Source organism: Methylobacterium sp. NPDC097929 (assembly GCF_049543375.1).
Classification (GTDB): domain Bacteria; phylum Pseudomonadota; class Alphaproteobacteria; order Rhizobiales; family Beijerinckiaceae; genus Methylobacterium.
The window spans coordinates 443,998-469,262 of record NZ_JBMVEP010000002.1; the positions used below are offsets into that span (position 1 = coordinate 443,998).

25 protein-coding genes are annotated in these 25,265 nt (G+C 71.0%); 16 read left to right on the forward strand and 9 right to left on the reverse strand.

Features of this window, described 5'->3' with window-relative positions:
* The first annotated feature begins 7 nt into the window (after positions 1–7).
* The 4 genes from ACPCJR_RS10105 (at position 8) to ACPCJR_RS10120 (ending at position 5,705) form a co-directional block, all read left to right on the forward strand.
* On the forward strand, positions 8–802 hold the full coding sequence (locus ACPCJR_RS10105) for an ABC transporter ATP-binding protein (protein ID WP_331285668.1): 795 nt from the start codon (positions 8–10) through the stop codon (positions 800–802).
* A 25-nt stretch (positions 803–827) separates the two neighbouring features.
* Positions 828–2,048 (forward strand): NAD(P)/FAD-dependent oxidoreductase, encoded by a 1,221-nt coding sequence (locus ACPCJR_RS10110; RefSeq protein ID WP_391512103.1) that lies wholly within the window; start codon positions 828–830, stop codon positions 2,046–2,048.
* Between the two features lie 11 nt (positions 2,049–2,059).
* On the forward strand, positions 2,060–3,850 hold the full coding sequence (locus ACPCJR_RS10115) for a NirA family protein (RefSeq protein WP_391512039.1): 1,791 nt from the start codon (positions 2,060–2,062) through the stop codon (positions 3,848–3,850).
* 250 nt (positions 3,851–4,100) lie between these two features.
* Positions 4,101–5,705, forward strand: coding sequence for a sulfite reductase subunit alpha (locus ACPCJR_RS10120; RefSeq protein WP_391512040.1), 1,605 nt, complete (start codon positions 4,101–4,103; stop codon positions 5,703–5,705).
* A gap of 133 nt (positions 5,706–5,838) precedes the next feature.
* Here the strand turns inward: ACPCJR_RS10120 and ACPCJR_RS10125 are convergent, their stop codons facing one another.
* A complete protein-coding gene (locus ACPCJR_RS10125) occupies positions 5,839–6,744 on the reverse strand; it encodes a LysR family transcriptional regulator (RefSeq protein ID WP_391512041.1) in 906 nt (301 codons plus the stop codon).
* A gap of 141 nt (positions 6,745–6,885) precedes the next feature.
* Here ACPCJR_RS10125 and ACPCJR_RS10130 point away from each other — a divergent pair, with 141 nt between their 5' ends.
* Both ACPCJR_RS10130 and ACPCJR_RS10135 read left to right on the forward strand, forming a co-directional pair.
* Positions 6,886–7,500 carry a glutathione S-transferase family protein gene (locus tag ACPCJR_RS10130; protein ID WP_391512042.1) on the forward strand — a complete coding sequence of 205 codons (615 nt, stop codon included), beginning with the start codon at positions 6,886–6,888 and terminating at the stop codon, positions 7,498–7,500.
* Positions 7,501–7,509: 9 nt separating this feature from the next.
* Positions 7,510–8,430, forward strand: a complete 921-nt coding sequence (locus ACPCJR_RS10135) for a pyridoxamine 5'-phosphate oxidase family protein (RefSeq protein WP_391512043.1) — start codon at positions 7,510–7,512, stop codon at positions 8,428–8,430.
* Between the two features lie 22 nt (positions 8,431–8,452).
* On the opposite strand, the gene ACPCJR_RS10140 is transcribed toward ACPCJR_RS10135, so the two are convergent.
* Positions 8,453–9,124 (reverse strand): hypothetical protein, encoded by a 672-nt coding sequence (locus tag ACPCJR_RS10140; protein WP_391512044.1) that lies wholly within the window; start codon positions 9,122–9,124, stop codon positions 8,453–8,455.
* A 35-nt stretch (positions 9,125–9,159) separates the two neighbouring features.
* Positions 9,160–9,750 carry a 2OG-Fe(II) oxygenase gene (locus ACPCJR_RS10145; RefSeq protein WP_391512045.1) on the reverse strand — a complete coding sequence of 197 codons (591 nt, stop codon included), beginning with the start codon at positions 9,748–9,750 and terminating at the stop codon, positions 9,160–9,162.
* 207 nt (positions 9,751–9,957) lie between these two features.
* On the opposite strand from ACPCJR_RS10145, the gene ACPCJR_RS10150 reads away from it, so the two are divergent.
* The 3 genes from ACPCJR_RS10150 (at position 9,958) to ACPCJR_RS10160 (ending at position 13,122) form a co-directional block, all read left to right on the forward strand.
* The gene (locus ACPCJR_RS10150) at positions 9,958–10,275 is read left to right on the forward strand and encodes a hypothetical protein (protein ID WP_391512046.1); all 318 of its coding nucleotides are present in this window, start codon (positions 9,958–9,960) and stop codon (positions 10,273–10,275) included.
* Positions 10,276–10,535: 260 nt separating this feature from the next.
* Positions 10,536–12,650 carry an ABC transporter ATP-binding protein/permease gene (locus ACPCJR_RS10155; protein ID WP_391512047.1) on the forward strand — a complete coding sequence of 705 codons (2,115 nt, stop codon included), beginning with the start codon at positions 10,536–10,538 and terminating at the stop codon, positions 12,648–12,650.
* 88 nt (positions 12,651–12,738) lie between these two features.
* The gene (locus tag ACPCJR_RS10160) at positions 12,739–13,122 is read left to right on the forward strand and encodes a nuclear transport factor 2 family protein (RefSeq protein ID WP_391512048.1); all 384 of its coding nucleotides are present in this window, start codon (positions 12,739–12,741) and stop codon (positions 13,120–13,122) included.
* A 159-nt stretch (positions 13,123–13,281) separates the two neighbouring features.
* Here the strand turns inward: ACPCJR_RS10160 and ACPCJR_RS10165 are convergent, their stop codons facing one another.
* The 4 genes from ACPCJR_RS10165 to ACPCJR_RS10180 are packed head-to-tail and all read right to left on the reverse strand — an operon-like array spanning position 13,282 to position 17,389.
* On the reverse strand, positions 13,282–14,088 hold the full coding sequence (locus tag ACPCJR_RS10165; RefSeq protein WP_391512049.1) for a fructosamine kinase family protein: 807 nt from the start codon (positions 14,086–14,088) through the stop codon (positions 13,282–13,284).
* On the reverse strand, positions 14,085–14,564 hold the full coding sequence (locus ACPCJR_RS10170) for a low molecular weight protein-tyrosine-phosphatase (protein WP_391512050.1): 480 nt from the start codon (positions 14,562–14,564) through the stop codon (positions 14,085–14,087). The genes ACPCJR_RS10165 and ACPCJR_RS10170 overlap by 4 nt, the downstream gene beginning before the upstream one ends.
* Positions 14,561–16,429 (reverse strand): M24 family metallopeptidase, encoded by a 1,869-nt coding sequence (locus tag ACPCJR_RS10175; RefSeq protein ID WP_391512051.1) that lies wholly within the window; start codon positions 16,427–16,429, stop codon positions 14,561–14,563. Before ACPCJR_RS10175 ends, ACPCJR_RS10170 begins: the two co-directional genes overlap by 4 nt.
* A 42-nt stretch (positions 16,430–16,471) precedes the next feature.
* Positions 16,472–17,389, reverse strand: coding sequence for a 50S ribosomal protein L11 methyltransferase (locus tag ACPCJR_RS10180; protein WP_391512052.1), 918 nt, complete (start codon positions 17,387–17,389; stop codon positions 16,472–16,474).
* A gap of 329 nt (positions 17,390–17,718) precedes the next feature.
* Here ACPCJR_RS10180 and ACPCJR_RS10185 point away from each other — a divergent pair, with 329 nt between their 5' ends.
* Together ACPCJR_RS10185 and ACPCJR_RS10190 are read left to right on the forward strand one after the other, a co-directional pair.
* A complete protein-coding gene (locus ACPCJR_RS10185) occupies positions 17,719–17,919 on the forward strand; it encodes a hypothetical protein (RefSeq protein WP_391512053.1) in 201 nt (66 codons plus the stop codon).
* A 96-nt stretch (positions 17,920–18,015) separates the two neighbouring features.
* Positions 18,016–18,186: a hypothetical protein gene (locus ACPCJR_RS10190; RefSeq protein ID WP_391512054.1), complete on the forward strand. Its 171-nt coding sequence runs from the start codon at positions 18,016–18,018 to the stop codon at positions 18,184–18,186.
* Positions 18,187–18,549: 363 nt separating this feature from the next.
* Here the strand turns inward: ACPCJR_RS10190 and ACPCJR_RS10195 are convergent, their stop codons facing one another.
* Positions 18,550–19,098, reverse strand: a complete 549-nt coding sequence (locus tag ACPCJR_RS10195; RefSeq protein WP_391512055.1) for a hypothetical protein — start codon at positions 19,096–19,098, stop codon at positions 18,550–18,552.
* A 182-nt stretch (positions 19,099–19,280) separates the two neighbouring features.
* Here ACPCJR_RS10195 and argC point away from each other — a divergent pair, with 182 nt between their 5' ends.
* The 3 genes from argC to ACPCJR_RS10210 all read left to right on the forward strand — a co-directional run bounded on the left by argC (position 19,281) and on the right by ACPCJR_RS10210 (position 22,129).
* Positions 19,281–20,231 (forward strand): N-acetyl-gamma-glutamyl-phosphate reductase, encoded by a 951-nt coding sequence (gene argC / locus ACPCJR_RS10200; RefSeq protein ID WP_391512056.1) that lies wholly within the window; start codon positions 19,281–19,283, stop codon positions 20,229–20,231.
* 761 nt (positions 20,232–20,992) lie between these two features.
* Positions 20,993–21,520 (forward strand): MucR family transcriptional regulator, encoded by a 528-nt coding sequence (locus ACPCJR_RS10205; protein WP_391512057.1) that lies wholly within the window; start codon positions 20,993–20,995, stop codon positions 21,518–21,520.
* A gap of 333 nt (positions 21,521–21,853) precedes the next feature.
* A complete protein-coding gene (locus ACPCJR_RS10210) occupies positions 21,854–22,129 on the forward strand; it encodes a hypothetical protein (protein ID WP_391512058.1) in 276 nt (91 codons plus the stop codon).
* Positions 22,130–22,305: 176 nt separating this feature from the next.
* Here ACPCJR_RS10210 and ACPCJR_RS10215 read toward each other — a convergent pair whose 3' ends face one another.
* Positions 22,306–23,310, reverse strand: a complete 1,005-nt coding sequence (locus tag ACPCJR_RS10215; RefSeq protein ID WP_391512059.1) for an NUDIX hydrolase — start codon at positions 23,308–23,310, stop codon at positions 22,306–22,308.
* Positions 23,311–23,584: 274 nt separating this feature from the next.
* Between ACPCJR_RS10215 and ACPCJR_RS10220 the strand changes: the two genes are divergently transcribed.
* Together ACPCJR_RS10220 and thiD are read left to right on the forward strand one after the other, a co-directional pair.
* Positions 23,585–24,310 carry a thiamine phosphate synthase gene (locus ACPCJR_RS10220; RefSeq protein ID WP_391512060.1) on the forward strand — a complete coding sequence of 242 codons (726 nt, stop codon included), beginning with the start codon at positions 23,585–23,587 and terminating at the stop codon, positions 24,308–24,310.
* Between the two features lie 51 nt (positions 24,311–24,361).
* Positions 24,362–25,168, forward strand: a complete 807-nt coding sequence (thiD, locus tag ACPCJR_RS10225; protein WP_391512061.1) for a bifunctional hydroxymethylpyrimidine kinase/phosphomethylpyrimidine kinase — start codon at positions 24,362–24,364, stop codon at positions 25,166–25,168.
* Positions 25,169–25,265 lie beyond the last annotated feature (97 nt).

Sequence of the window (25,265 nt, forward strand, 5' to 3'; positions counted from 1 at the left end):
AAAAACCATGGCTCACCTTTCCCTCTCCCAGGTCGGCATCTCCTTCCGCCGCGGCGGCACGACATCGGAGGTGCTGCGCGACGTGAACCTCGACATCGCCAAGGGCGAGTTCGTCTCGATCATCGGGCACTCGGGCTGCGGCAAGTCGACGGTGCTCAACATCGTCGCCGGCCTGCTCAAGGCCTCGACCGGGGGCGTGCTCCTCGACGGCAAGGAAGTGAACGCCCCGGGCCCCGACCGCGCGGTGGTGTTCCAGAACCACTCCCTGCTGCCCTGGCTCACCGTGCGCGAGAACGTGGCGCTCGCGGTCGACAAGGTCGCGCGGGGCAAGAAGTCCCGCGCCGAGCGGGCCCAGTGGATCGAGCACAACCTCGCGCTGGTGAACATGATGCACGCCGCCGACAAGCGCCCGGCGGAGATCTCCGGCGGCATGAAGCAGCGCGTCGGCATCGCCCGCGCGCTCGCCATGGAGCCGACGGTGCTGCTGATGGACGAGCCCTTCGGCGCGCTGGACGCGCTGACCCGCGCGCACCTTCAGGACCAGCTCATGGAGATCCAGACGAGGCTCAGGAACACCGTCATCATGATCACCCACGACGTGGACGAGGCGGTGCTGCTCTCCGACCGCATCGTGATGATGACGAACGGGCCCTCCGCCACCATCGGCGAGATCCTGCCGGTGCCGCTCAAGCGCCCGCGCCGCCGGCTCGACCTCGTGGAGGACGCGACTTACGTCCACGCCCGCGCCGCGGTGCTGGAATTCCTCTACGCCCGCCACGCCAAGCCGGCCTTGGCCGCCTGACATCGTGATGGGGGATCACGGCGTCATGGGCGTGAAGGAAAGACTCGTCGTCGTCGGCAACGGCATGGCCTCGCTCCGCTTCCTCGAGCGGCTGACCGAGCGCGCGCCGGGCCGCTTCGACGTGACGGTGGTCGGGGCCGAGCCGGTGGCGGCCTACAACCGGGTGCTGCTCTCCTCGCTGCTCGGCGGGGAGGTGGACGAGGCGGCCTGCGGCTTCCGTCCGCTCTCCTGGTACCAGGAGCACGGCATCCGTCTCGTCACCGGCGCGCCGGTGACCGAGATCGACCGGGCCAACCGCATCGCGCTGGTCGGCTCCGCCCACGTGCTGCCCTACGACCGCTTGGTGCTGGCGGTGGGCTCGCTGCCGATTCGGCTGCCGCTGCCGGGCATCGACCTGCCCGGCGTGCTGACGTTTCGCGACTTCGCCGACGTGGCGGCGATCCGCAAGGCCGCCGTGGAGCACGCGCGGGCCGTGGTGATCGGCGGCGGGCTTCTGGGCCTGGAGGCCGCGGTCGGGCTCGCCCGTCTCGGCGTCGACACCACCCTGATCCATGTCATGGATCGGGTGATGGAGCGCCAGCTCGACCACACCGCCGCCCGCCTCGTGCGCGCGGCGATGGAGGCCCGCGGCGTCAAGGTGATGCTGTCGGCCGACACCGCCGCGATCGAGGGCGACGGCCGGGTCGAACGCCTGCTGCTGAAGGACGGCACGGTGATCCCGGCCGACCTCGTGGTGATGTCGGTCGGCATCCGCGCCTCGACGGCGCTGGCGCAATCCTGCGGGCTCGCCTGCGGGCGCGGCATCACCGTCGATGACCGGATGACGACTTCCGACCCGGCGATCTTCGCCCTCGGCGAATGCGCCGAGCACCGTGGGCTCACCTACGGTCTCGTCGAGCCCGCCTACGAGCAGGCCGAGGTGCTGGCCCGCCACCTGCTCGGCGAGGCGGCGGCCTATCCCGGCACGTCGCTGGCCACGAGCCTCAAGGTCTCGGGCCTGCCGGTCTTCTCGGCCGGATTGGTCGATACGCCCGAGGGCGCCGAGGCGGTGGTGATGCACGATGCCGCCGCCGGCCTCTACCGCAAGCTGATCATCGCCGAAGGTCGCCTCGCCGGGGCGGTCTTCGTCGGCGATATCGCCGAGCAGGCGCGCTGCAAGGAGCTGATCCGCTCTGGCGCGCCGCTCTCCCATGACGACCGGGACGACCTGATGTTCGGCCCGGCCCCGAAAACCCTCGCAGCGTGAGTGAGGCAGCGATGGCAGACGAATTCAACGCCGAGCAGAAGCGCTACCTCGAGGGCTTCGCCTCCGGCATCGCCGCCGCCCGCATGACGGGCGGCCTCGCCGCGGGCCAAGCCCCGGCGAGCGCGCCGGCCGAGCCCACGGGCCCGGACGCGATCCACATCAAGGCGCAGATCCGCACCGTGAAGGAGGGCGGCAAGCTCTGCGACCAGGAAAAGTGGAAGCGCGCCGAGAACCCGTTCGACGGCCACAACCGCCTGAAGGCGGAGGCCGCCACCGGCAAGCACCCCAAGCCCGAAGACAATTTCCGCTGGCGCTATCACGGCATGTTCTGGGTCGCGCCGAACCAGGTCTCCTACATGTGCCGGATCCGGGTTCCGAACGGCATCCTGAACCACTGGCAGTTCGCCGGCCTCGCCGACCTCGCCGACGCCCATGGCGGCGCCTACAGCCACGTCACCACCCGCGCCGGCCTGCAGGTGCGCGAGATCAACCCTGAGCACGCTCAGCCCTTCCTCGACGGGCTGATCGATCTCGGCCTGACCGCGCAGGGCGCGGGCGCCGACAACATCCGCAACGTCACCGGCTCGCCCGCCGCCGGCATCGACGCGCAGGAACTGCTGGACACCCGTCCGCTCACCAAGTCCTGGCACAACTGGATCCTGAACGACCGCTCGCTCTACGGCCTGCCGCGCAAGTTCAACGTCTCCTTCGACGGCGGCGGCGTGACGCCGGCGCTCGAAGAGACGAACGACATCGGCTTCCAGGCGATCGAGGTGCTGGAGGGCGCCGTCGTCGCGCCGGGCGTCTGGATGCGCCTCGTACTCGGCGGCATCTCGGGCCACAAGGATCTCGCCCGCGACACCGGAATCGTCCTCAGGCCCGAGGAGTGCAATCGCGTGGCCGACGCGATCATCCGGGTCTTCATCGAGATCGGCGACCGGACCAACCGCAACAAGGCCCGGATGAAGTACGTCCTCGACGCCTGGGGCTTCGACAAGTACATCGCCGCCGTCGAGGAGAAATTGGGCCGGAAGCTCGACCGGGTCGACGCCGCCCATGTCGCCCCGCGCCGGCCGACCGACCGCTTCAGCCATGTCGGCGTGCACGCCCAGGCCCAGCCCGGCCTGAACTGGGTCGGCGTGGTGCTGCCCGTGGGCAAGATGACCACCGACCAGATGCGCGGGCTGGCCAAGATCGCCGCGGAATGCGGCGACGGCCAGATCCGCATGACGGTCTGGCAGAACTTCATTTTTTCCGGTGTGCTGGACGCCAAGGTGGCGGAGGTCGAGGCTCGCGTGGAAGCGCTCGGCCTCACCATCAAGGCCGCCGGCATCCGCTCCGGGCTCGTGGCCTGCACCGGCTCGCGCGGCTGCAAGTTCGCCGCCGCCGACACCAAGGGTCACGCGATGATCATCGCCGACCATGTCGAGCGGACCGTGCCGGCGCTGGACGTGCCGGTGAACGTGCACCTCACCGGCTGCCACCATAGCTGCGCCCAGCACTATATCGGCGATATCGGCCTGATCGGCGCCAAGGTCGTCGTCTCGGAGGAGGGCGACACCGTCGAGGGCTACGACGTCGTGGTCGGCGGGGGCTTCGCCGAAAATCCGAAGATCGGCACCGAGATCTGGAAGGCGGTGAAGGCCGAGGACGCGCCCGCCCGCGTCGAGGCCCTGCTCAACGCTTATCTCGCCCGCCGCCAGGGCCCGGAGGAGAGCTTCCAGGCCTTCACCGCGCGCACCGGCCCTGAGGCCCTGCGCGACGCCGCCGAAGAGCAGCCGGCGCTGAAGGCCGCCGCATGACCCGTCTGGCGCCATCCCCTCTCCCCGCACGCGGGGAGAGGGTCGAGCCCCCCTCGTCGGGGGCGAGACGAGCCCGGAGGGCGGGGGTGAGGGGGCGCCTCCGGTCGAGGCTCCTCCGGCAACGCCCCCTCACCTTCGGCTGCCGCCTCGCTGCGCTCCCCGGCAAGGGGGAGACGCAGCCCTCTCCCCGCAAGCGGGGCGAGGGGGCGCACACGTTGCATCCGCACTGCCCGATCATCCGGTAATCGCCATGACCCAGCACGTCACGCCCCCGCTCGTCCTGATCCCGGAAAACGCCCCGTTCAACGCCGACCAGCGCTCCTGGCTGTCGGGCTACTTCGCCGCGCTCCTCGGCCCGGCGGTCGAGGGCGCCACGGCCCTCGCCCCCGGCGAGGCGCCGGGCGGTGCGAAAAAACTCGCCGATAACGACGACGCGCCCTGGCACGACCCGTCGATGCCGCTCGCCGACCGCATGGCGATGGCCAAGGACAAGTCCGAGCCGCAGAAGCTGATGGCCGCCATGGCCCAGCAGGATTGCGGACAATGCGGCTACAATTGCGCCGACTACGCCAACGCGATCTTCCTCAAGAGCGAGGAGCGGCTGAACCTTTGCCAGCCCGGCGGCAAAGAGACGCTTCGGATGCTCAAGAAGCTGGACGAGGAGTTCGGCGCAGCCGGCGGCGCGGCCGCACCGAAGGCGGAGGCGGGCGACGCTCCGAAGAAGGAGCCGGAACTCGGGCCGCTGGGCTTCTGCCGCGAGAACCCGGTGGAAGCGACCTTCCTCTCCCGCACGCGCCTCAACGCGCCGGGCGGCGAGAAGGAGACCTGGCACATCGAGATCGACTTGGCGGACACGCCGATCACCTACGAGGCGGGGGACTCCCTCGGCCTGTTCCCCGCCAACGCCCCGGCGCTGGTGGATGCGGTGATCGCCGAACTCGGCACCCGGCCCGAGCGGATGATCGCCGGCAAGACCCTGCGCGACCGGCTGCTGACCGAGTATTCGCTCGGTGCGGCGCCGGACAACCTCTACCAGCTCCTCTCGCTGCTGACCTCGGGCGCGGCCCGCAAGAAGGCTCAGGCGCTCGCCGCCGGCGAGGACCCGGACGGCGATGCGGCCTATCTCGACGTGCTCGGCGCGCTCCACAAGTTCCCCGGTGCGCGCCCCGACGCCGAGGTCTTCCTCGAAGCGCTCGACGAGTTGCAGCCGCGGCTCTACTCGATCTCCTCCTCGCCCAAGATGGATGCCGGCCGGGTTTCGCTCACCGTCGACGCGGTGCGCTACAACCACCGCTCGCGGCTGCGTCTGGGCGTCGCCTCGACGCATCTGGGCGAGCGGCTCGCGGAGCAAACCAAGGTCCGGATCTACCTGCAGAAGGCACACGGCTTCGGCCTGCCACAGGACCCGTCCAAGGACGTGATCATGTGCGGCCCCGGCACCGGCGTCGCTCCATTCCGCTCCTTCCTGCGCGAGCGCGCGGCGACGAAGGCTCCCGGCCGCAACTGGCTGTTCTACGGCCACCAGCGGCAGGCGACCGACTTCTTCTACAGGGAGGAGCTGAACGGCCTGAAGGACGAGAAGGTGCTGACCCGCCTCTCGCTCGCTTGGTCGCGCGACGGCACGGAGAAGACCTACGTGCAGGACCGGATGCGCGAGAACGGCGCCGAGCTGTGGAAGTGGCTGGAGGGCGGCGCCCATTTCTACGTCTGCGGCGACGCCAAGCGCATGGCCAAGGACGTGGAGCGGGCGATCATCGACGTCGCCGCCCAGTTCGGCGGCAAGAACCCCGACGAGGCCGTGGCCTACCTCGCCGCCCTGAAAAAGACCGGACGCTATCAGGCGGACGTGTACTGAGGGGAGGGGCCTCTCCTCCTTCGTCATCGCGAGCGACGGCGAAGCGATCCAAGGGCGCCGCCTTCTCCGGAGGGGGCGGCGGGCTGGATGGCTTCGCCTCGCGTAACGGCGCGGGCGCGGCCTGCGGCCCGTCTCAAGCCACCGGGTTCACCCGCGGGTCGGCCCGCAACCGCGCCGCCGCCAGATCGACGAAGGCGCGGGTCTTGGCCGGCGCCCGGCGCCCCTCGGGGCTCACGACATGGATCGGCAGCGGCGCCTCCTCATGCTCGGCGAGGAGGATGCGCAGGCGTCCCTCCGCCACGGCCGCCGCGACCTGATAGGACAGGAGCCGGGTCACGCCCCATCCGTCGAGCGCCGCCGCGAGCGCCGCGTCGACCGTGCTGCAGGCGAGCCGGGGATGGAGCGTGACGCTCGTGCGCCGCTCGGGGCCGAAGCGCCAGTCCGGCAGCGCCCCGAGGCTCGTCGAGCCGATCACCGCGTGGTTGCGCAGGTCGCCGGGGGACTCCGGCACGCCGTGCCGCTCCAGATAGGCCGGCGCGGCGCAGACCACCCGCCGCACGCTGCCGACGCGCAGCGCGGTGAGGCCGGAATCGGCGAGATGGCCGATCCGCACGCCGACATCCACGCCCTCCTCGACGAGGTTGGCCACGCGGTCGAGGAACAGGGCGCGGGCCGAGACGGCGGGGTGGCGTGCCAGATACTCCGTCAGCACCGGCAGGACGTAGAGCCGGCCGAACTGCACCGGTGCGGTCAGCGTGAGCGTTCCCGTGGGCGTGGCGGTCGAGCCCGCGGCAGCGGCCTCGGCCTCCTCGAGATCGGCGAGGATGCGGCGGCAATCCTCGAGATAGCGCGCGCCCGCCTCCGTCAGCTTCACCGAGCGCGTCGTGCGGATGAACAGCCGCGCTCCAATCGCGTCTTCGAGCGCGGCCACGGCCCGCGTCACCGCCGGCGGGCTCATGGCGAGGTTTCGCGCGGCCCCGGCGAAGCCGCCGCTCTCGGCCACCCGCACGAACACCCGCATCCCCTGACAGCGATCCATCGCGACACCTCCCGAGCGGGCTGGAGCCTGCCGATTATTCCGCTGTACGCAACAGTCAGCTGCCAAGAACCGTGCTTCACGCCGCTTCGGATCGGCAGTCTCCTGTCTCCGCGGCCGATCCCGGCTAAAAGGAGACGCATCGTGAAGCTCTACAGTCTCTCGCTCTCGGGCCATGCCCACCGGGCGCGCCTGTTCCTGGCGCTGGTCGGTCAGCCCTACGAGACCGTCGAGGTCGACATGGCGGGCGGCCAGAACCATTCGGCCGACTTCCTGGCGCTCAACCCGTTCGGGCAGATCCCGGTCCTCGACGATGCCGGGATCGTCGTGCCGGATTCGAACGCGATCCTGGTCTACCTCGCCAAGAAGCTCGGCCGCGGCGACTGGCTGCCCGAGGATGCGGAAGGGGCGGCGCGGGTGCAGCGTTGGCTCTCGGTGGCGGCCGGACCCATCGCCTTCGGCCCGGCGGCCGCCCGCCTCGTCACGCTGTTCGGCGCCTCCTTCGACACCGGCGAGGTGATCGCCCGCGCCCACAGGATCCTGGCGCTGATCGATGCGGAGCTGGCCTCGCGCGATTGGATCGCGGCCGATCGCCCGACCATCGCCGACGTGGCGCTCTACAGCTACATCGCCGCCGCGCCGGAGGGGAACGTCGATCTGGCGCCCTACGGCCGCGTCCGCGCTTGGCTCGCCCGGATCGAAGCGCTGCCCGGCTTCGTGCCGCTCCCGGCCTCGCCCGTCGGCCTGAACGCAGCCTGAGGTCCGCTCATGAGCACGCAGCCACAGACCGCCTCCCCCTGGCACCGGGGCGAGGTGGCGCTTCAGGAGCGTGTCGGCCTTGCCGCACGCTTGGCCGAACTCGGACCGCGGGTCATCCGCGACCACCTGACCGAGCAGCACCAGAATTTCTATCCGCTGCTCCCCTTCATCGTCCTCGGGACGGTGGACCGAGCCGGCCGGCCCTGGGCTACCCTGCGAGCCGGCGAGCCGGGCTTCCTGCACGCGCCGGACCCGCGCCATCTGCGCATCGAGGCGCTGCGCGCACCCGACGACCCGGCCGAGGACGGCCTGGAGGACGGTGCGGGCGTGGGCCTGCTCGGGATCGAATTCGGCACGCGCCGCCGCAACCGCCTCAACGGCACCCTCCGCCGTGACGGCCCCGCGGGCTTCACGGTCGCGGTTGAGCAGAGCTTCGGAAATTGCCCGCAATACATCCGCCCGCGGCGCGAGACGCCAGCGGCGCAGGCGCGGCCCGAGGCCCCGGCGCCCGTCCTCTCCGACCGGCTCGACGGCCGGGCGAGGGCGCTCGTGGAGGGGGCCGACACCTTCTTCGTCGCGAGCTTCGTCGAGGACGGGGATGAGCGACGGCAGGTCGATGTCTCGCACCGCGGCGGGCCGCCCAGCTTCGTGCGGGTCGCGGCCGACGGCAGCCTCACGATCCCCGATTATTCCGGCAACCGCTTCTTCAACACGCTGGGCAACCTGCTGGTGAACCCGCGCGCCGGGCTCGTCTTTCCCGACTTTTTCGGCGGGGACCTTCTGCAGATGACGGGCCGTACCGAGATCCTGCTCGACCCGGCGGCGGCCGGCGGGATCGAGGGCGCCGAGCGGCTCTGGCGCTTCACGCCCGAGCGGGTCGTCTTTCGGGCGGGAGCCCTGCCGCTGCGTTTTCAGTCGGCCGCGGCGTGAACGGGCGCTCGGCCCGCTGGTCTCAGCCGGATTTGCGCCCGCAGCGGATGTAGTTCGCCTGTCCCTTGCCGCTCGTCCAGGTCAGCCGGTCCTGCTCGACGAGCAGGCGCACCTGCGAGGTCCAGCGCCGGCCGCGCTCGCTGCAATCGGCCGCCATGGTCCAGGCATTGCCCTCGCGGCGGTTGTTGCGGAAGCGGCAGATGGTGCGCCCGGCCTTGGCGCCCTCTTCGCTGATCGTGGCCGGCAGGAAGCCGCGGCGGCGCTGGCGCTGGCCGCAGGCCACGGGGGTCGGCCCCCACACGCCGACGAAGGCCGCGCGCTCCACCTGCGGCGCGACGGGCCGCGGCTCGGCGTCCGGCCTCACCATCTCCAGGGGCGGGGCGGGCGCGGCGACGGTGAGGACCCGCGCGGGTCCGGAGGGGCCGGCGGCGGGCGCGGCGACCCGCTCCGGCTCGGGCAGGCGCACCTCCGGCACGTCGATGCCGCCGCCGTCGCCGGAGACGTATCGGCTGTTCCCGGCCGAGGCCGCCACGGGACCGTCATCGGTGAGCACGACGACGGTGTAGGCGAACAGCGCCCCCCAGCCCGCGGCCAGGATCATCGGGATCGCCAGCCGGCGCCGCGCGGCCGCCGGGCCGGGCGACTCGCCCTCACCCGCGCCGGGCTTTTCCGCCTCGCGCGCTGCCTCCGTCATCGCCGTCCCCCCGGCATGCACTCCACCCTCGCCGTTCACCGCCCGAAAAGACCTTTTGAAAACCGCGCCGTCCGGTTGCGCTCGCGCGGCGGCTCGGCCGCATCCGTCATCCAGGCCGCCTGCACGACGCGGCGCTCGCCCTCGAACGATTCGTGGCCGTGCCGGGAAGGGTCGCGCTGCGGATGAGCGAACATCGTGCCCATCGTCGGCGGCGCCGCGACGGCGAAGGGCGTGTCGCCCCCGAAGCGGACGCGCCGGCGGCCCGCGGCGGGCGCCTCCCAGACTCCATCCATCCAGGCGTCGTCCATAGAGACGGGCAGCGCCCCGACCTTGGACGGCCCGTGCGCGCGGATCGCACCGTATTCGAGCTGGCTGCGCGTCATGATCGTGGTCAGCCGCGGGCAGGGGACGAGGTCGACGCCGAATGGGTCGCCTAGCATGGGGGAGAACGCGTCGCTTTCCAACTCGTCGATCGGCGCCTCGAGCCGGCCGTTGAGCGTCACTTCGTCCGCGGTGAGGTCACCCGGCCCGGTGACGGCGGCCCCGCCGGGGAGGCCGCTGCAGGGCTCGCGCGACGCCGGCGCGGCGCGCACCGCATCGGAATCGTAGATCGACAGGCACGCCATGGCTCGCTTGCCTCCCAGGCGAGAGGCGCACCGACCCTGGCGGGGCAGGACGCCAACCGGAAGCCGTTCGCGGCCCGGTTCCTGAGGGTAGACGCCGGGATTGCGGCAGAGGCACGGCGAGGAGCGCGGCAAGCTCTTCCCGCCGCTGGCAGAACCTGCCATGGTCAAGCTTGGCGGTCCCTGCTCACCGTCGACAGTCCCTGCGTGATGAAACCTGTCACCCTCGCCGTCCTCGGCTCGGCGCTGGCGCCCTTCCTGGCGCTGACCCCGGCCTATGCCCAGACGCGGGCCCCCGCGACGCGCGTGATCTGCGCGGAGGCGATGGCCACGGTGAAGGAGCAGGGCGACGTCGTGCTCAGCCTGGGCGGGCGCCCCCCGGAACGCTTCGTGCGCGACCGCAGCTTCTGCGAACTCACCGAGATCGCCGAGCTTCGCTTCGTGCCCACCCGCGACAACCCGCAATGCCCGATCGGCTACCGCTGCCGCGAGCCGGATTACGGCGACTGGAACTGGGACCCGAATTGAGGGCGGGCGCGTCCGCGCCGCGCTAGGAGACGGGTCCACGGTGTCGCACCTTGGCTCCCAGGGCGCTGGCGGCGGACCGGTCCGGCCCTCGACATGACCGAAATTTCACGTGACAGGAGCGGCGCGACGCCACGTTCTCGCCATGACGGCTGGCCACGGGCGCCGTGCCGGGCGCTGCGTTCGGCGACCGACCCCGTGGGCCGGCCCCCGTCACCCGCCCCGGGTGGGCGCGGACCGGCACAGCGAGAAGGAGTACCTGCGTGGCCGCACTCAAGAGCGGGCTCGGCATCCAGGCCGTGCTCACGGCGCTCGTCGCGCTCCTGCTGCTCGCCGCGCCGGGGCTTCCCTCGCCCCCGCTCTACGTCTCGCTGGCGGGCTTCGCCATGGCGGGCATTCTGATCGCCGCGAACAACCTCTCGGCCTATCTCAAGATTTTCGTCTCGGTCTACGGCGCCGGCTACCTGCTGTTGGCCGTGTCCAAGACGCTGGCCAATGCCGGAGCCCTGCCGGGCTTCGTCGCGGCCCTGCTCCCGCCGGACTTCGCCGCGACGGGCGCCGTCGTCTTCGGGGCCATCGTGCTCGCCGTCTCGCACTGGAAGCCGATCCGGGACATCACCCTCATCGCCGACCCCTATTTCGCGAACCGCGACGCGCCGAGCCGCGAGGTCGGCATGTTCCGCTGGTTCGGCACCACCGAGGGGCGAATCGGCCGCAATCTCGTGGCGCTGTCGATCTTCGTGAACTTCGCCGACGTCGCGCTGACCCTCGGGTTCAACTTCTTCTACCGCGACATGTACAATTCCCTGCAGGCCCTCGACGCGCCGGCCTTCTGGAATCAGGTGTTGTGGGTCTTCATCCCGCTCGCGACCCTCAACGTCGTGCTCGGCATGTTCGACCTCTACGTCGATTCCGCCCTGCAGCTGCGCTGGCGCACCTGGCTCACCCAGAGCCTCTATCAGCGCTGGCTCGGGGACGGCACGCATTACCGCATCCCCTTCACCGACGAGGACGCCGACAACCCGGACCAGCGTATCCAGTCGGACGTCAACAGCTTCATCGCCCAGACCACGACGCTCTCGACCCGCCTGCTCTCGCAGGCCGCGCAGCTCGTCTCGTTCATGGTCATCCTGTGGACGCTCTCGCGCGACTTCGTGCTGCCCTTCACGGACGCGGTGATCCCGGGCTTCCTGGTCTGGCTGGTCATCGCCTACGCGGTGGTGGGCACTTGGCTGACCCACCTGATCGGCAAGCCGCTCATCGGCCTCGATTACCGGCAGGAGCAGGTCGAGGCGGATTTCCGCTTCGCGCTGGCACGCAACCGCATCTACTCGGAGCAGATCGCCCTGCTGCGGGGCGAGCGGGCCGAGACCTCGCGGCTCAACACCCTGTTCCACGCCATCGTCGACAACTATGTCGGCATCATCTTCCGGCGCATCAAGCTGATCGCCTTCACCTTCAGCTACCGGCAGGCGAGCGCGGTCTTCCCGCTCATCATCGCCGCGCCCTCGTTCTTTGCCAAGAAGATCACCCTGGGCGCCCTGCAGCAGACATCGAACGCCTTCAGCAACGTCCAGAACTCACTGAACTTCTTCATCAATTCCTACACCATCCTCGCGGCCTACAAGGCGAACACCATTCGTCTGGGCTCGTTCAAGCGGGCGATGACGAAGGCCGAGGCCCTCGCGAGCGCGGGCTACGGGCTGGCCCAGGACAACGACACCGGGAGCGCCGTGACCGCCCGCGACCTCACCCTCGCCCTGCCCGACGGACGCGAGATCGTGCGGGCGGACACGCTCAGCCTGCCGAAGGGCGGCGCGACCCTGGTCAGCGGCCCCTCCGGCTCGGGCAAGTCGACCCTGTTCCGCGCGATCGCCGGCATCTGGCCCTTCGGCAAGGGCCGGGTCCACGTTCCGGCCGGGCAATCGGCGCTCGTGCTGCCGCAGCGGCCCTACATCCCGCTGGGGTCGCTGCGCGGCGCCGTGGCCTACCCGCACACCATCGACCAGTTCTCCGACGAGGCCATACGCGCGGCGCTGGAGGCCGCCCGGCTTCCGCAGCTCGCCGACCGGCTCGACGAGATCGACAACTGGGACCGGCGCCTGTCGGGCGGCGAGCAGCAGCGCCTCGCCATCGCCCGGGCGATCCTGGCCAAGCCCGACTGGCTGTTCCTCGACGAATCGACCGCCGCCCTCGACGAGGAGACCGAGGCCGAGATCTACCGGATGCTGCGCGAGACGCTGCCCGGCACGACCATCGTCTCGATCGGCCACCGCTCGACCCTGCACAAGCACCACGACCGGCGGGTCGAGATGAAGCCGACGCAGGACGGCCGCTTCGAGCCGCGCGCGCTGGAGGCTCCCGCCCCGGCGGAGTAGGGTCGGTACGCCTCGCGGTGACCGGCCCGGCGCGTCCGGGCCGGGCGACGCGGCGGACCGGCCCCCGCCGGCCAGCCGGAGCGACAGCATGAGCGATCTCGCGCGCAACAAGGCGACCGTCATCGCCTTCTACGAACTGATGTTCAACGAGTGCCGGCCGCGCGAGGCCATCGAGCGCTATGCCGGCGCGGACTACATCCAGCACAACCCGCACGTGGCCAGCGGCAAGGACGGCTTCATCGCCTATTTCGAGCGCATGGCGCGCGAATGGCCGGGCAAGCGGATCGAGGTGAAGCGGGCCGTCGCCGAGGGCGATCTCGTCGTGCTGCACGGTCTCCAGCACTGGCCGGGCGACCACGACTACGCCGCCATCGACATCTTCCGCCTCGACGGCGACGGCCGGATCGTCGAGCACTGGGACGTGCTGCAGATCCTGCCCGAACACTCCGCCAACGCGAACGGGATGTTCTGATAGGACTTCCGTTCGATGATCTCGGCTTTCACCTCGGGCCGTCATCGCGAGCGTGAGCGAAGCGATCCAGCCGCGCGACCTCTCCGGATCGTTCGGAGCGCCGGAGGGCTTCGGCTCCGCCGCGCCATGACGATTCGGGACGATCAGCCGGAATCGGTGTCAGACGCCGGCCGCCTCCAGCAGCCCCTCGACCATGCCGCGGTAGCCGGCACCGAACAGCCGCAGATGCACCAGCGCCGGCCAGAGCGTGTAGATCGGCGCGCGCTCCGCCTCGCCGGGCTCCGCCGCGCCGTAAGCCTCGCGGAAGGCCGGCCCCGGATGGCCGAACAGCGAGAGCATCGCCAGATCGACCTCCGCATGACCGTGATAGCAGGCCGGGTCGATCAGCCCGGTGACGCGCTCGCCCGCGAAGAGGACGTTTCCGCCCCACAGGTCGCCGTGGAGGAGGGCCGGGCGCGGATGCCGGGGCAGGCGGTTCGGCAGATCGTGCGCGAGCGCCTCTATCCGCCGGGTCAGGGGCGTGGGCAGGTGGCCGGCATGGCAGAGCAGGCGCCGTCCGCCCCAGAAGCCCGGCCAGTCGTCGCTCCCGGCATTCTCGATGACGACGGGACCGAAGGCGTAATCCTCCGGCCAGCCGTAGCGCGGACCGGAGGCCGCGTGCAGGCGCGCCGCGACGCGGCCGAGATCGGCCTGGGCGCCGGGCCCGGCCCCCGAATCGGCCAGGCGTTCGAGCACGAGGATCGCGTCATCGACCGCGAGGACGGACGGGGCCGGCACGCCGGCCGCCGCGATGGCCTCCAGCATGCGCGCCTCGGTCCGCGGCGCGGGGCCCGTTTTGGCCACCGCCTCGCGCCCGTCCTCCAGGCGCAGGGCCGCGCAGTGCGAGAGACTTCCGCCCGCCATCGGCCGCGCCTCGGCGAGCCGGCCGCCGAGGAGATCCGCCGCGCGGCGCGCGAGCTCGCTCATCCCGTCTCCGCGATGCGTCGGACCAGCGCCCGGGCGCCCGCCGTCACGTCGGCCCAGGTCGTCGCGAAGCCCTCGTCCGCGCCGTAATAGGGATCGGCCACGGGCTCGCCCGTCCGGCCCGGCACGTGGTCGAGGAGCAGGCTCAGCGCCGCCCGCGCATCCGCCGGGCGCAGGGCGCGCAGCCGGGTGAGGTTAGCGTGATCGAGGGCGACCACGTGGTCGAAGCGCTCGAAATCCGCTGCCGTCACCTGCCGCCCGCGGTAGCCGGAGATGTCGACGCCGTTGGCCCGCGCCACCGCGACCGCGCGGGGGTCGGGCGGCTCGCCCACGTGCCAGTCGCCGGTGCCGGCGGAATCGACACGCGTGTCCAACCCGGCCCGCTCCGCCTCCAGCCGGAAGGCGGCCTCGGCCAGGGGCGAACGGCAGATGTTGCCCAGACACACGAACAGAACGGAAGGGTTCGGCCGCCCGCTCACGCGCTCGCCTCGCCGAACGGCCGGGTCGCCGCCTCCAGCCAGTCGCGCGTCGCCCTGTCGAGATGCGGTGCGAGGCACGCGCGCACCCGGGCATGGTAGGCGTCGAGCCAAGCCGCGTCGGCGGCGCCGAGCAGCGTCGCGTCGATCAGGCGACGGTCGATGGGAGCCAGCGTCAGCGTCTCGAAGCCGAGCATCGGCCGCTCGGCCCCCGGAACCGTCCGCTCCTCGACCAGGATCAGGTTCTCGATGCGGATGCCGTAGGCGCCCGCACGGTAATAGCCCGGCTCGTTCGAGAGGATCATGCCGGGCTTCAGGGCCACCGTGCCGGTCTTGGCGATGCGTTGCGGCCCCTCGTGCACGGAGAGAAAAGCGCCGACGCCGTGGCCGGTGCCGTGGTCGTAATCGAGCCCCGCCTCCCACAGGCTCGCCCGGGCGAAGGCATCGATCTGCGCGCCCGTGGTGCCCTCGGGGAAGACGGCGCGGGCGATGGCGATGTGCCCCTTCAGCACGCGGGTGAAGCGCTCGCGCATCCCGTCCGTGGGCGTGCCGACCGCGACCGTGCGGGTGATGTCGGTGGTGCCGTCGGCGTATTGCGCGCCGGAATCGATCAGGAAGAGCTCGCCGGGCCGCGCGGTGCGGTCGGTGGCACGGGTGACGCGGTAATGCACGATCGCCCCGTTCGCCCCGGAGCCGGAGATGGTCGGGAACGAGACGTCGCGCAGCTCGCCGCCCTCGGCCCGAAAGTCTTCGAGGGCCTCGACCGCCCGGATCTCGCTCACGCCCTCTTCCGCCGCCCGGTCGAGCCAAGCGAGGAAGCGCGTCACGGCCAGGCCGTCGCGGCGATGGGCGGCGCGGGCGCCGGCGATCTCGGCGGCGTTCTTCACCGCCTTCATCGCGGTGACCGGGTCGGGGCCGGTATCGGCCACGCCGCCGGCCGCCTCGACGAGCCCCTTGAGCGCCGCCGCGCCCGTCGTCGCATCGAGGCGAACTCTGGCCGCGCCCGCGCTGGCCTGCGCGAGAGCCTCGGCGAAGGCGGCGCGCGGACGAAGGTCGGCCAGCGGTTCGAGGGCGGCGCGCAAATCCGCGTCGATCTCGGGCGAGGTGAGATAGAGCGCGGCCCGGCCCTCGCGGGGCAGGACGGCGTAACCGAGGGCCAGGGGCGTGTGCGCGATGTCGGCCCCGCGCAGGTTGAAGGCCCAGGCGAGGTTGTGCGGATCGGAGATCACCAGCGCGTCGAGCCCACCCTCGGCCAGCGCGGCGCGGATGCGGTCGAGCTTGGCCTCGCGGCTCTCACCCGCCAGCGCGTCCGGCTGGGCCGCGACCCGGCCGGCGGGAGGCTTGGGGCGCCCGGCCCAGACCGCGTCCACGAGGTTCGCCTCGACCGGGCGCAGGGAGGCTCCGGCCTTGGCCGCGGCCCGCTCCAGCCGGGCGACGCCGTCGACGGTGTGGAGCCAGGGGTCGTAGGCCAGAACCTGCCCGGCTTTGAGATGGGTGCCGAGCCAGGTTTCCGGGGTCGTCTCGGCCAGCGGCACCACGGTGATCGTGCCGGTATCGACCTGCTCGGGCGCCTGCAGCGTGTAGCGCCCGTCCACGAACAGGGCGGCCGCGTCGGCGAGCACCGCGGCCAGACCGGCCGAACCGGTGAAACCCGTCAGCCAGGCGAGGCGCTCGGCGTTGGCGGGCACGTATTCGGATTGGTGCTCGTCGGCCCGGGGCACCACGAAGCCGTCGGCGTGGATCTCGCGCAGGGCCGCGCGCAGGGCCTCGATCCGCTCGGGCCCCTTGGCGTGGCTCGGATCGTCGAAGGTCTGAAACCGGGGGCGGGAGCTTTGGCGCGCGTCGTTGGTCAGGGTTGCGTTCGTCATGGCGGAAGCCTAGCGCCTCGCGCCCGCCCGCGTCACCCTCGTTCAGCGCGGGCGGGGTGCGGCTCCGCCCCGGCGCAGCACCAGGGTCGCCCAGCCCTCGATCACGCCGGAGCGGGCGAGATGGAAGCCGCGATGGCGGTAGGTCGAGAGCACGCCGGGCACGTCGCGCTCGATCAGCCCGGAGAGGATCAGCACGCCGTGATCGGCCACCACGGCGGTGAGCGAGGGCGCGAGCCGTTTGAGCGGGCGGGCCAGGATGTTGGCGAAGACCACGTCGAAGCCGCGCGGCCGGTTCGCCAGGGCATGGCGCACGCCGGGCGCGTGGTAGAGGCGCATGAGCGGCCCGAGGCCGTTGAGGCGGGCATTCTCCCGCGCGGTCGTCACGGCCTCCGGATCGAGGTCGCCGGCCACGACCGGGATGCGCAGCGCGCGAGCCGCGGCAAAGCCCAGGATGCCCGTGCCGGTGCCGACATCGAGGACGCGGGCGGGGCGGCGCCGCTTCATCTCGGCCACGAGCGCCCGCAGGCAGCCCAGCGTGGTGCCGTGGTGGCCGGTGCCGAAGGCGAGCGCCGCCTCGATCTCGATGGCGAGGTCGTTGGGCCGCACGTGGTGCCGGTCGTGGCCGCCATGCACGAGGAAGCGGCCCGCGCGCACCGGCTTCAGCCCTTCGAGCGAGGCGCGCACCCAATCCTGCTGATCGATGGTCTCGAAGGCGGCCTCGTCGGCCTGGGCACCGACCACGGGGCGGATCAGCGCGCGGATCATCTCCGCGTCCGGCTCCTCCGAGAAGTAGGCTTCGAGGCGCCACGCCCCAGTCTCCTCGACCTCGAAGGCGGCCACCGCCGTCTCCATGGGGTCGAACATCTCGCCCAGAAGCTCGGTCATGGCACGAGCGGAGGGCTCGTCCGTGATCAGGCGCAGGACGTGCGTGGGACGGTGCGGCGGCAGACCTTCGAGCATGGGCCGCCCCTTACCATCCGTCCGCCCGCAGGGCCACGCATAACCGCAACATGCCCGCGCGCCTCCTGCTACGCGAACCGGCAGGCCAAAGCCGTGATCCCTGAAGCACAGGCAAGGACTTTATCGCCTAATCCTGCGGCATTATGTTTAATTTATAGACGAATTTCGTGGAACCGGGGTCGGGAGGAGACGTTCTCACGGGCCAAAGTGTTTCTCGCACAGACGCCTGTCAGGGCCGTCGCGGCTGTTGGCACGGCAAGCGGCGACCGGGTGTCTTGCGAGGGTTCGTTCGTTCCGCTCATCGAGGCGCTTCGAGTACCTGCCGCGTCATGACACCCAGACCCGCCCGTCCCCGCTCACCCATCATCGTCAAGCGCGAGCCGCGCGCCGACCGCCGCCGCACGGCGCGGCCGGACATCCTCGATGCGACCGCCCTCGAAGCGCCGCTGCCCGGCCCGCTGCTGGTGCTGCTGAGCCGCCTCCACCGCGCCGAGGCCAAGCCGGCCGGGGATTCGGACGCTGCCTCCTGAGGCGGGAACGGAACCCGGGCGCGCGCGCAACGCTTGTCACGGCGCTTCTGCCGAGCCGGGATGCGCGGTTCGCAAGATCGAGAAAAGGGTGATCCGATGGCGGTGGTGTCGTACACGATCTTCGAAGAGGGCAAGTCCGCCAAGGCGACGGGCAAGCCCGATTCGGCCAACCCCTACGAGGCCGGTTCGCAGGAGAGCCTGGACTGGCTCGAAGGCTACACGGCCGACGAGCCCGAGGTCTCCGCCGCCGGCCCCGACGAGGAGTAAGCGGGTCTCGGCCGGGGGCTGCGGAAGCCGCTCCTGTCCGCGCGATGTCCGCCTGGATTGAGCGGTCCGGCTTGCCCGGCGGAGCCCTCGCGCCGGCGTCGCAGATGCGGCGTCCGGCCGGCGATCCCGGAAACCGTCGTGAACCGCCGCGCCTGAACAGACGGGCCGCTCGCCGTTTTCCTCGGGTCTGACCACGGACGCGCGCCGCGCAGAGGAGCCGGGCACTTCGTGGGCTTCCTGCATAGCCCGAGGGTCCGGCCCTTCTTCGCGAGGGGTCGGGCTTCGTCGTGATCAGGACCGGGACACGTTCCTGAGGCGATGACGGGGAGGGATCGAACCGTCCCGCCATCGCTTTCCGGCTGCCTATGCGAGGGCCCGCTCCAGCTCGCCCTTCGTCATCTTCGAGCGGCCGGGAATGTCCTGCTTGCGGGCGCGCTCCATCAGCTGCGCCTTGGTCGTCCCGCCCTTGCCGCCCCTCGCGGCGGTCTTGCCGGTCTTGCCGCCCGTCTTCCCACCCGTCTTGCGGCTCGAGGCGGCCTTCTCGGCCACGTCGTCGGGCTGCTTCGAGAACTGCTTGCCCTTGGCGGAATCGGACCGCTTCTTGGCAGTCGAGCGTGCGTACTCGGAATCGGAGAGGGTCTCGCGGGCTTTCTTGGGCAGGTAGCGCTCGCCGGTCTTGCCGCTCTCGCGGCCGGACTTCGTGCCCCACTCCTCGTCGGTCCACTGCTTGAGGTGGTTGTCGTCGGACTTCTTGCCCGCGTAACCACCGCCCTCCTTCTTGTATTCACTCGTGGCCATCTGTGCCTTGCGAGCCGACCACTGACCGGGCTTGCCGCCCTTGGAGGATTGCGTCACCTCCTCCTTGACCTTGTCCCAGAGCTTGGGGTCCGTCTTCTTCGCCGTACCAGCCATCGATTTCGCCTCCTGAGCGACATTTGGCTGTCAACAGAAGGCGGCATCCTCGGTTCCGGCTGGCCCCAGGCAGGACCGGCCGCGACGGGCGTTGACAGGAGGAGGGGAAGCTTCCACCTGCGCGCCATCGATCCCCCATCGACCCCCAGTGCCGGACAGATCCGGACGAACGAGGATCCGCGATGTCCGAAGGCGTCACCGCCACCGCTCCGAAGGTGTTCATCGACGGCGAGGCCGGCACGACCGGGCTCGGCATCCGCGAGCGCCTCGAACGCGAGGGGCGGGTCAGCGTCGTCAGCATCCCCCACGAGAGCCGCAAGGATGCGGGAGCCAAGCGGGCCATCCTCGAAGAGGTCGATCTCGTCGTGCTCTGCCTGCCCGACGAGGCCTCCCGCGAGACCGCCGCGCTCGCCGACAGCCTGCCCGGCGGCGGCCCGAAGCTGCTCGACGCCTCCACCGCGCACCGGATCGCCCCGGGCTGGGTCTACGGCTTTGCCGAGATGGCGCCGGGGCAGGCCGACGCCATCCGCGCCGCGCGCCGGGTCGCCAATCCCGGCTGCTACCCGACCGGGGCGATCGCGCTGCTGCGCCCGCTGGTCGAGGCCGGGCTGATCCCCTCGGATCACCCCGTCAGCATCAACGCGGTGAGCGGCTACAGCGGCGGCGGCCGCAGCATGATCGAGGCCTACGAGCGGGGGGAGGGGGCGCCGTTCCAGCTCTACGGCCTCGGCTTCGGCCACAAGCATCTTCCCGAGATCGAGGCCTATAGCCGCCTCACCCGGCGGCCGATCTTCATCCCCTCCGTCGGCAATTTCCGCCAGGGCATGCTTGTCAGCATTCCGGTCCATCTCTCGGCGCTGCCGGACCGTCCGACGCCGGGCGATCTCGAGGAGGCCCTGGCCGCGTGGTACGCGGAAAGCCCGCTGGTGCGGGTCGTGCGCGGCGCCGAGGAGGGCGCGCACCGCGAGCGCCTCGAACCGGAAGCCCTCAACGACACCGATCGGCTCGAACTGCGTGTGTTCGGCTCCGACAGCTACGGTCAGGCGGTACTGGTCGGCCGGCTCGACAACCTCGGCAAGGGCGCCTCGGGCGCGGCCGTGCAGAACCTCGGACTGATGCTCGGCCTCGATTGATCCGGGCCGCGCTCCGTCGCGCCAAGATGCGGCGGAGCGCAACTCATCCCTCGGCAAGGATAGGGCCGGACGCGACGCACGTCCCGATCGTCTCCGAAACCGGCCCGCGGCTGCTTTTCGTCGCCGAGACTGATCCGCTGGCCGAACTCGGGCCGCCATCACTGGAAAACGCCGTTCCTACGCCTCGCGCCACCGCGTCAACGCGACCTGCCGTACCTTTCGATGCGGTCTGCGCCGCCGAAATCTGCCTGCAGGACCCGCCACGATCGAACACCGACTGAATCACGTCGGCGTGATCGGCGCGACAAGAGAGTCAGCGAGCTGAAAACATCCCGGTGCATTTCGGAAATCCACAGAAAATACTGAGAGCCGCGGCAGGACGCCGCACCCGTAGGCGTCGGCGGGCGGGTCGTGCCTGCCAGCCAGGGGCAGGGTCGTTCGGTCAAGCCGGCCGCTCCACCGCAGGTCTTCGGGCAAAAACGGCAAGCTCTTGAGGTTGCGTCGTTTTTTGAACAATGAATGCTCAAATATCAACATATGTAAGTTTCATTCCAGACCAAGGATACCACTGAAAATGTGAGGTTTGTCATTTATCGAACGAAGGCCGGAACGATGATTTCCATGGCGAAGTGCATAGAAATGCCGGCCTCGCTGCATTTTCTTTCAGCTGCAACCGCGCGCATTCAAGCTCTCTATCTTGCTCCTTTGAAAACCTGAGCTTACCGTCGATGCGCTAATCCCCTGTCGAAGAAGATTGCGCCATGGACACCAGCGAACAAGACGCGGAAACAGCCCGCCTCGTGACCCTGACGGCAGATGTCGTCTCGGCCTATGTCAGCAACAACCATGTTCAGAGCGCCGAGCTGCCGAAACTTCTCGGAGAAGTGCACGAGGCGATCCGAGCCGTGAGCACCAGCGGCCGGCCCTCGGCCGAGACGGGGCCGCCCAAGGCGACGCCGCAGGAGATCCGCAAGTCGATCAGCCACGACTTCCTGATCAGCTTCGAGGACGGCAAGCCCTACAAGACGCTGCGACGCCACCTGACCCTGCGCGGCCTCTCGCCGGAGCAGTACCGCGCCAAATGGGGCCTGCCCAACGACTATCCGATGACCTCGGCGAGCTATTCCGAGCAGCGCTCCGAACTCGCGCGGGCGCTCGGCCTGGGCCAGCAGCGGCGCCGGGCCTCCGATCCCGAAGTCGAAGCGGCACCGGAAGCCGCGGCGGCGGCCGAGCCCGAGGCTGCCCCGGAGAAGAAGCGCCGCGCCCCGCGCCGCAAGAAGGACGATTAGAGCATCGTCCCGAAAGGTGGCTGCCGGCTTTCGGAGAAAGACGATGCGAAACAAGAGGCTGGAACATCGTGGCGGATACGATATCCGGCAAGATGTTCTAGGCGTCTTTCACGAACACCCGCTGCGCCCTCGCCACGAGGTCGAGGGCGGTCCGTGTCCGGGCCTTCCTTCGGGCCGCTCAAGGCGGATCGGCCGTCCCGGGCGGAACGGGGCGGCCCGCCACGTTTCGCTCCCGGGCGTCATCCCGGGTCGGGACGCCGCCCGGCGATGCGTCGGGGGCGGTTGAGGGAAGCGGACTGAGCCGGCAAACGCCCGCCTCGGAGGCGTTCGCCGATGATTTGGTCGCACAAGCGCGTGTCCGAGGACGAGGTCCGCTCGATCACGCTCCTCTTTCGCGAGCAGGCCGTGTCGTTCGATCCGAGCGGCCAGATGCTCCTCATCGCTGTGGCGGAGGAGGGACGGAGCCAGCACCTGTGGGTCCGCGTCCCGGACCTCGATCTGCTGGCGCCCTATTACGGCTTCAGCCTCTGCACTCGCGCCGAGCTTCCCCTGGCGCCCGCACTGCTGGCCGGCTGTCCCGAGCAGTTCGCACGCCTGTTCCAGTCCTGAACGGTCTCATACGATTTCCGTTTGATCGCTTCGGTTTCTTCCCTCGTCCTTGCGAGGCGGAGCCGAAGCAATCCAGGGCGCGGCCCTGTCCGGACAGGTCGCGCCCCTGGATCGCTTCGCTGATGCTCGCGATGACGGAGCGGGGTGAAGGCCGAGGCGATGGACCGGAGACGAGATCAGGCCGGGCGCCGGGTCGGGGTGAGCCGCACGCCGGGCGCGGGGCGCTCCAGCAGCACTTCGCGGCGGAAGCGCACCAGCCGGGCCGGGCGCCCGGCATTGCCGCTGGTCAGCGCCTCGGTCTCCTCGACCAGCCCCTGCTGCGCCACGAGCCGGCGGAAGTTCTGCTTGTGCAGCCGCGTGCCCGAGAGCGCCTCCACGGTGCGCTGGAGCTGAAGCAGGGTGAAGGCGGGCGGCATCAGCTCGAACACCACCGGGCGATACTTGATCTTGCCCCGCAGGCGCCCGATCGCGGTGGCCAGCACCCGGCGGTGGTCGTGGGCCATGGGCTGGCCGGTCACGGCGATGTCCTCGGGTACGGTCGCCCCGGCCTGGCCCTTGGCCTCGGGGATCAGCCCGGCCTCGAACAGCAACTCGTAGCGCTCCAGAACGCGCTCCTCGTTCCAGGCGCCGCCGGCTCCGAAATTGAGTCCGACCCGGTCCTCGCGCAGGCGCCGCAGCTTCGCGTCGGAGCCCGCCGCGACCCAGGCCATCAGGCGCGGCTCGATCTCGGCCAGCGCCGCGGGACGGCCCTCGCGAAAATCCTCCCAGGGCAGGTAGCGGTACCAGTTGCGCCACGCCGCCTCGGCCAGACCCGCCGGTCGCAGCTCCCGCACCAGGGCGAGATAGGCCACCGAGAGCAGGTGGACGCCGTGCGGCCCATCCTCGCGGTCGCGGTCGCCGAAGGTGTAGAGCTGCTCGACATAGCCGAGCCGCTGATGGGTCTGCTGCTCGACCCAGGCCCGCAGGCCGCGCTCCAGGGTGGCGTGCTCGGGCACGAGCGGCCCGGCGGGCAGGGCGGTCTCGCGGCCCTTCGCCTGCCCGGAGACCTGCACGGTCAGCGCGCGCGGCTCGCCGTCCGTCGCCGCGACGATGACGGCGACGAGGCCCACCGACGAGGCGCTGTCGCTGCGGATCCCCGCTCTCGCCGCCGCGGCGGCTTTATCCGGTTCGGCCGTGCTCATGCGGATCGTCGCGGCCTCGAGCCCATCTCCCCGGGACATCCCACCGATGGCGGGATCGGTTCGGCCTGCCCTCCTCGCTCTTGCCGGATCGGCCCCGGCAGCGTCAACGCGAGGCCGGGCCTCATCCGCAGGCCATTTCGGGTGCGGCCCTTCCACGATCCGCCCGAATCCGCCGCTCGCGGCCTCCCGCCGATGCTGCTAGATCGAAGCGCAACATCGGTCGGAGCGGCGCGGGGGTGGGTGGCATGGCGGCTGGACGGCGGGGAGAGTGGGCATGAGCGTCGGAACCGGGCTCGGCCTGTCCCGGCCCGCGATGCCGGTGGCGGTGGATCTGCGCCTCTACGGCATCCTCGATGTCGGCGTGCTGGGCGGCGACGCCGGCGCGCTCGCCGAGCTGGCGGCGGAGGCCGCGGCGGGAGGCGCCACCCTGCTGCAGTACCGCGAGAAGGATCTCGACGATGCCCGCGCCGCGCTCACCCGCATCCGGGCCATCCACGCGGCGCTGAAGGGCCGCGCGCCGCTCCTCGTCAACGACCGGGTCGATCTCGCGCTGGCCGCCGGCGTCGAGGGCGTGCATCTCGGCCAGTCCGACCTCCACCCGGAGGAGGCGCGCCGCCTGCTCGGCCCCCGCGCGGTGATCGGGCTGACCGTGAAGACCGGGGCGCAGGCGGACGAACTCTACCGCCTGCCCATCGACTACGCCTGCATCGGTGGCGTCTTCGCCACCACGAGCAAGGACAATCCCGATCCGCCGGTGGGCCTCGACGGACTGCAGCGGATCGTCTTCCGCGCCCGCCTCGCCCGGGGCAGCGGGCTGCCCGTCGGCGCCATCGCCGGGATCGACGCCAGCAACGCGGCCTCCGCGATCCGGGCCGGCGCGGACGGGGTGGCGCTGATCGGCGCGCTGTTCAAGGGCGGGTCGACCGAGGCCAAGGCCCGCGACCTGCGTGCCCGGATCGACGAGGCGCTGGCGGCACGCGCGGGCACGCCACCGCGTTAGCCCGTGCGTGCGCACGATCCGGACGCCGTCAACGTGAGGGGAAGGAGCGCCATGACCGCCATCGCCGTGACCATCGCCGGCTCGGATTCGAGCGGGGGCGCCGGCATCCAGGCCGACCTCAAGACTTTCGCGGCCCTGCGCGTCTACGGCGCCAGCGTCCTCACGGCGCTCACGGCCCAGAACACCCTTGGCGTGCAGGCGATTCACGACGTGCCCGCCGACTTCGTGGCGGCGCAGATCGACTCGGTCTTCTCCGATCTCGCCGTCCGTGCCGTGAAGATCGGCATGCTCTCGCGGCCCGAGACCATCCGCGCCGTGGCCGACGGCCTGCGGCGGCACGCCTCCGGCATCCCGATCGTGCTCGATCCGGTGATGGTGGCCACCAGCGGCGACCGGCTGATCTCGGGGGAGGCGGTCGAGATCCTGCGCAGCGAGCTGATGCCGCTGGCGACCGTCGTCACACCCAACCTGCCCGAGGCCGCGACGCTCCTGGGGGAAGCGGAGGCGGGACACGAGAACGAGGCGGTCGGGCAGGGCCGCCGGCTGGTGGAGCGGGGCGCGCGGGCGGTGCTGATCAAGGGCGGCCACGGCGAGGGCCGCGAGAGCGTCGATCATCTCATCGGCGGGGACGGGACGCTGCGCCGCTTCGCAGCCCCGCGCATCGAGACCCGCAACAGCCACGGCACCGGCTGCACCCTCTCGGCGGCGGTGGCGGCGGGTCTCGCCAAGGGGCAGGGGCTCGCCGAGGCGGTCGCCGGCGCCAAGGCCTACGTCACGGCGGCGATCCGTGCGGCGGATTCGGTTCCCGTCGGCCAGGGCCACGGTCCTCTGCACCACTTCCACGCGCTCTGGTCCTGAGCATTCCGGCTTGAGGAAACGACTTCCCTCCTCGGAATGCGTTTGACAGATCAAACGTTCGTTCGAATAAAGGAACGAAATTCGGTGCCCGACCCGA

Excerpts from the sequence above, each read along its gene's own strand:
- ACPCJR_RS10105 (WP_331285668.1), top strand. The coding sequence starts at position 8 with ATGGCTCACCTTTCCCTCTCCCAGGTCGGCATCTCCTTCCGCCGCGGC.
- ACPCJR_RS10110 (WP_391512103.1), top strand. The coding sequence starts at position 828 with ATGGGCGTGAAGGAAAGACTCGTCGTCGTCGGCAACGGCATGGCCTCG.
- ACPCJR_RS10115 (WP_391512039.1), top strand. The coding sequence starts at position 2,060 with ATGGCAGACGAATTCAACGCCGAGCAGAAGCGCTACCTCGAGGGCTTC.
- ACPCJR_RS10120 (WP_391512040.1), top strand. The coding sequence starts at position 4,101 with ATGACCCAGCACGTCACGCCCCCGCTCGTCCTGATCCCGGAAAACGCC.
- ACPCJR_RS10125 (WP_391512041.1), bottom strand. The coding sequence starts at position 6,744 with ATGGATCGCTGTCAGGGGATGCGGGTGTTCGTGCGGGTGGCCGAGAGC.
- ACPCJR_RS10135 (WP_391512043.1), top strand. The coding sequence starts at position 7,510 with ATGAGCACGCAGCCACAGACCGCCTCCCCCTGGCACCGGGGCGAGGTG.
- ACPCJR_RS10140 (WP_391512044.1), bottom strand. The coding sequence starts at position 9,124 with ATGACGGAGGCAGCGCGCGAGGCGGAAAAGCCCGGCGCGGGTGAGGGC.
- ACPCJR_RS10145 (WP_391512045.1), bottom strand. The coding sequence starts at position 9,750 with ATGGCGTGCCTGTCGATCTACGATTCCGATGCGGTGCGCGCCGCGCCG.
- ACPCJR_RS10150 (WP_391512046.1), top strand. The coding sequence starts at position 9,958 with ATGAAACCTGTCACCCTCGCCGTCCTCGGCTCGGCGCTGGCGCCCTTC.
- ACPCJR_RS10160 (WP_391512048.1), top strand. The coding sequence starts at position 12,739 with ATGAGCGATCTCGCGCGCAACAAGGCGACCGTCATCGCCTTCTACGAA.
- ACPCJR_RS10165 (WP_391512049.1), bottom strand. The coding sequence starts at position 14,088 with ATGAGCGAGCTCGCGCGCCGCGCGGCGGATCTCCTCGGCGGCCGGCTC.
- ACPCJR_RS10175 (WP_391512051.1), bottom strand. The coding sequence starts at position 16,429 with ATGACGAACGCAACCCTGACCAACGACGCGCGCCAAAGCTCCCGCCCC.
- ACPCJR_RS10180 (WP_391512052.1), bottom strand. The coding sequence starts at position 17,389 with ATGCTCGAAGGTCTGCCGCCGCACCGTCCCACGCACGTCCTGCGCCTG.
- ACPCJR_RS10185 (WP_391512053.1), top strand. The coding sequence starts at position 17,719 with ATGACACCCAGACCCGCCCGTCCCCGCTCACCCATCATCGTCAAGCGC.
- ACPCJR_RS10190 (WP_391512054.1), top strand. The coding sequence starts at position 18,016 with ATGGCGGTGGTGTCGTACACGATCTTCGAAGAGGGCAAGTCCGCCAAG.
- ACPCJR_RS10195 (WP_391512055.1), bottom strand. The coding sequence starts at position 19,098 with ATGGCTGGTACGGCGAAGAAGACGGACCCCAAGCTCTGGGACAAGGTC.
- argC (WP_391512056.1), top strand. The coding sequence starts at position 19,281 with ATGTCCGAAGGCGTCACCGCCACCGCTCCGAAGGTGTTCATCGACGGC.
- ACPCJR_RS10205 (WP_391512057.1), top strand. The coding sequence starts at position 20,993 with ATGGACACCAGCGAACAAGACGCGGAAACAGCCCGCCTCGTGACCCTG.
- ACPCJR_RS10210 (WP_391512058.1), top strand. The coding sequence starts at position 21,854 with ATGATTTGGTCGCACAAGCGCGTGTCCGAGGACGAGGTCCGCTCGATC.
- ACPCJR_RS10215 (WP_391512059.1), bottom strand. The coding sequence starts at position 23,310 with ATGAGCACGGCCGAACCGGATAAAGCCGCCGCGGCGGCGAGAGCGGGG.
- ACPCJR_RS10220 (WP_391512060.1), top strand. The coding sequence starts at position 23,585 with ATGAGCGTCGGAACCGGGCTCGGCCTGTCCCGGCCCGCGATGCCGGTG.
- thiD (WP_391512061.1), top strand. The coding sequence starts at position 24,362 with ATGACCGCCATCGCCGTGACCATCGCCGGCTCGGATTCGAGCGGGGGC.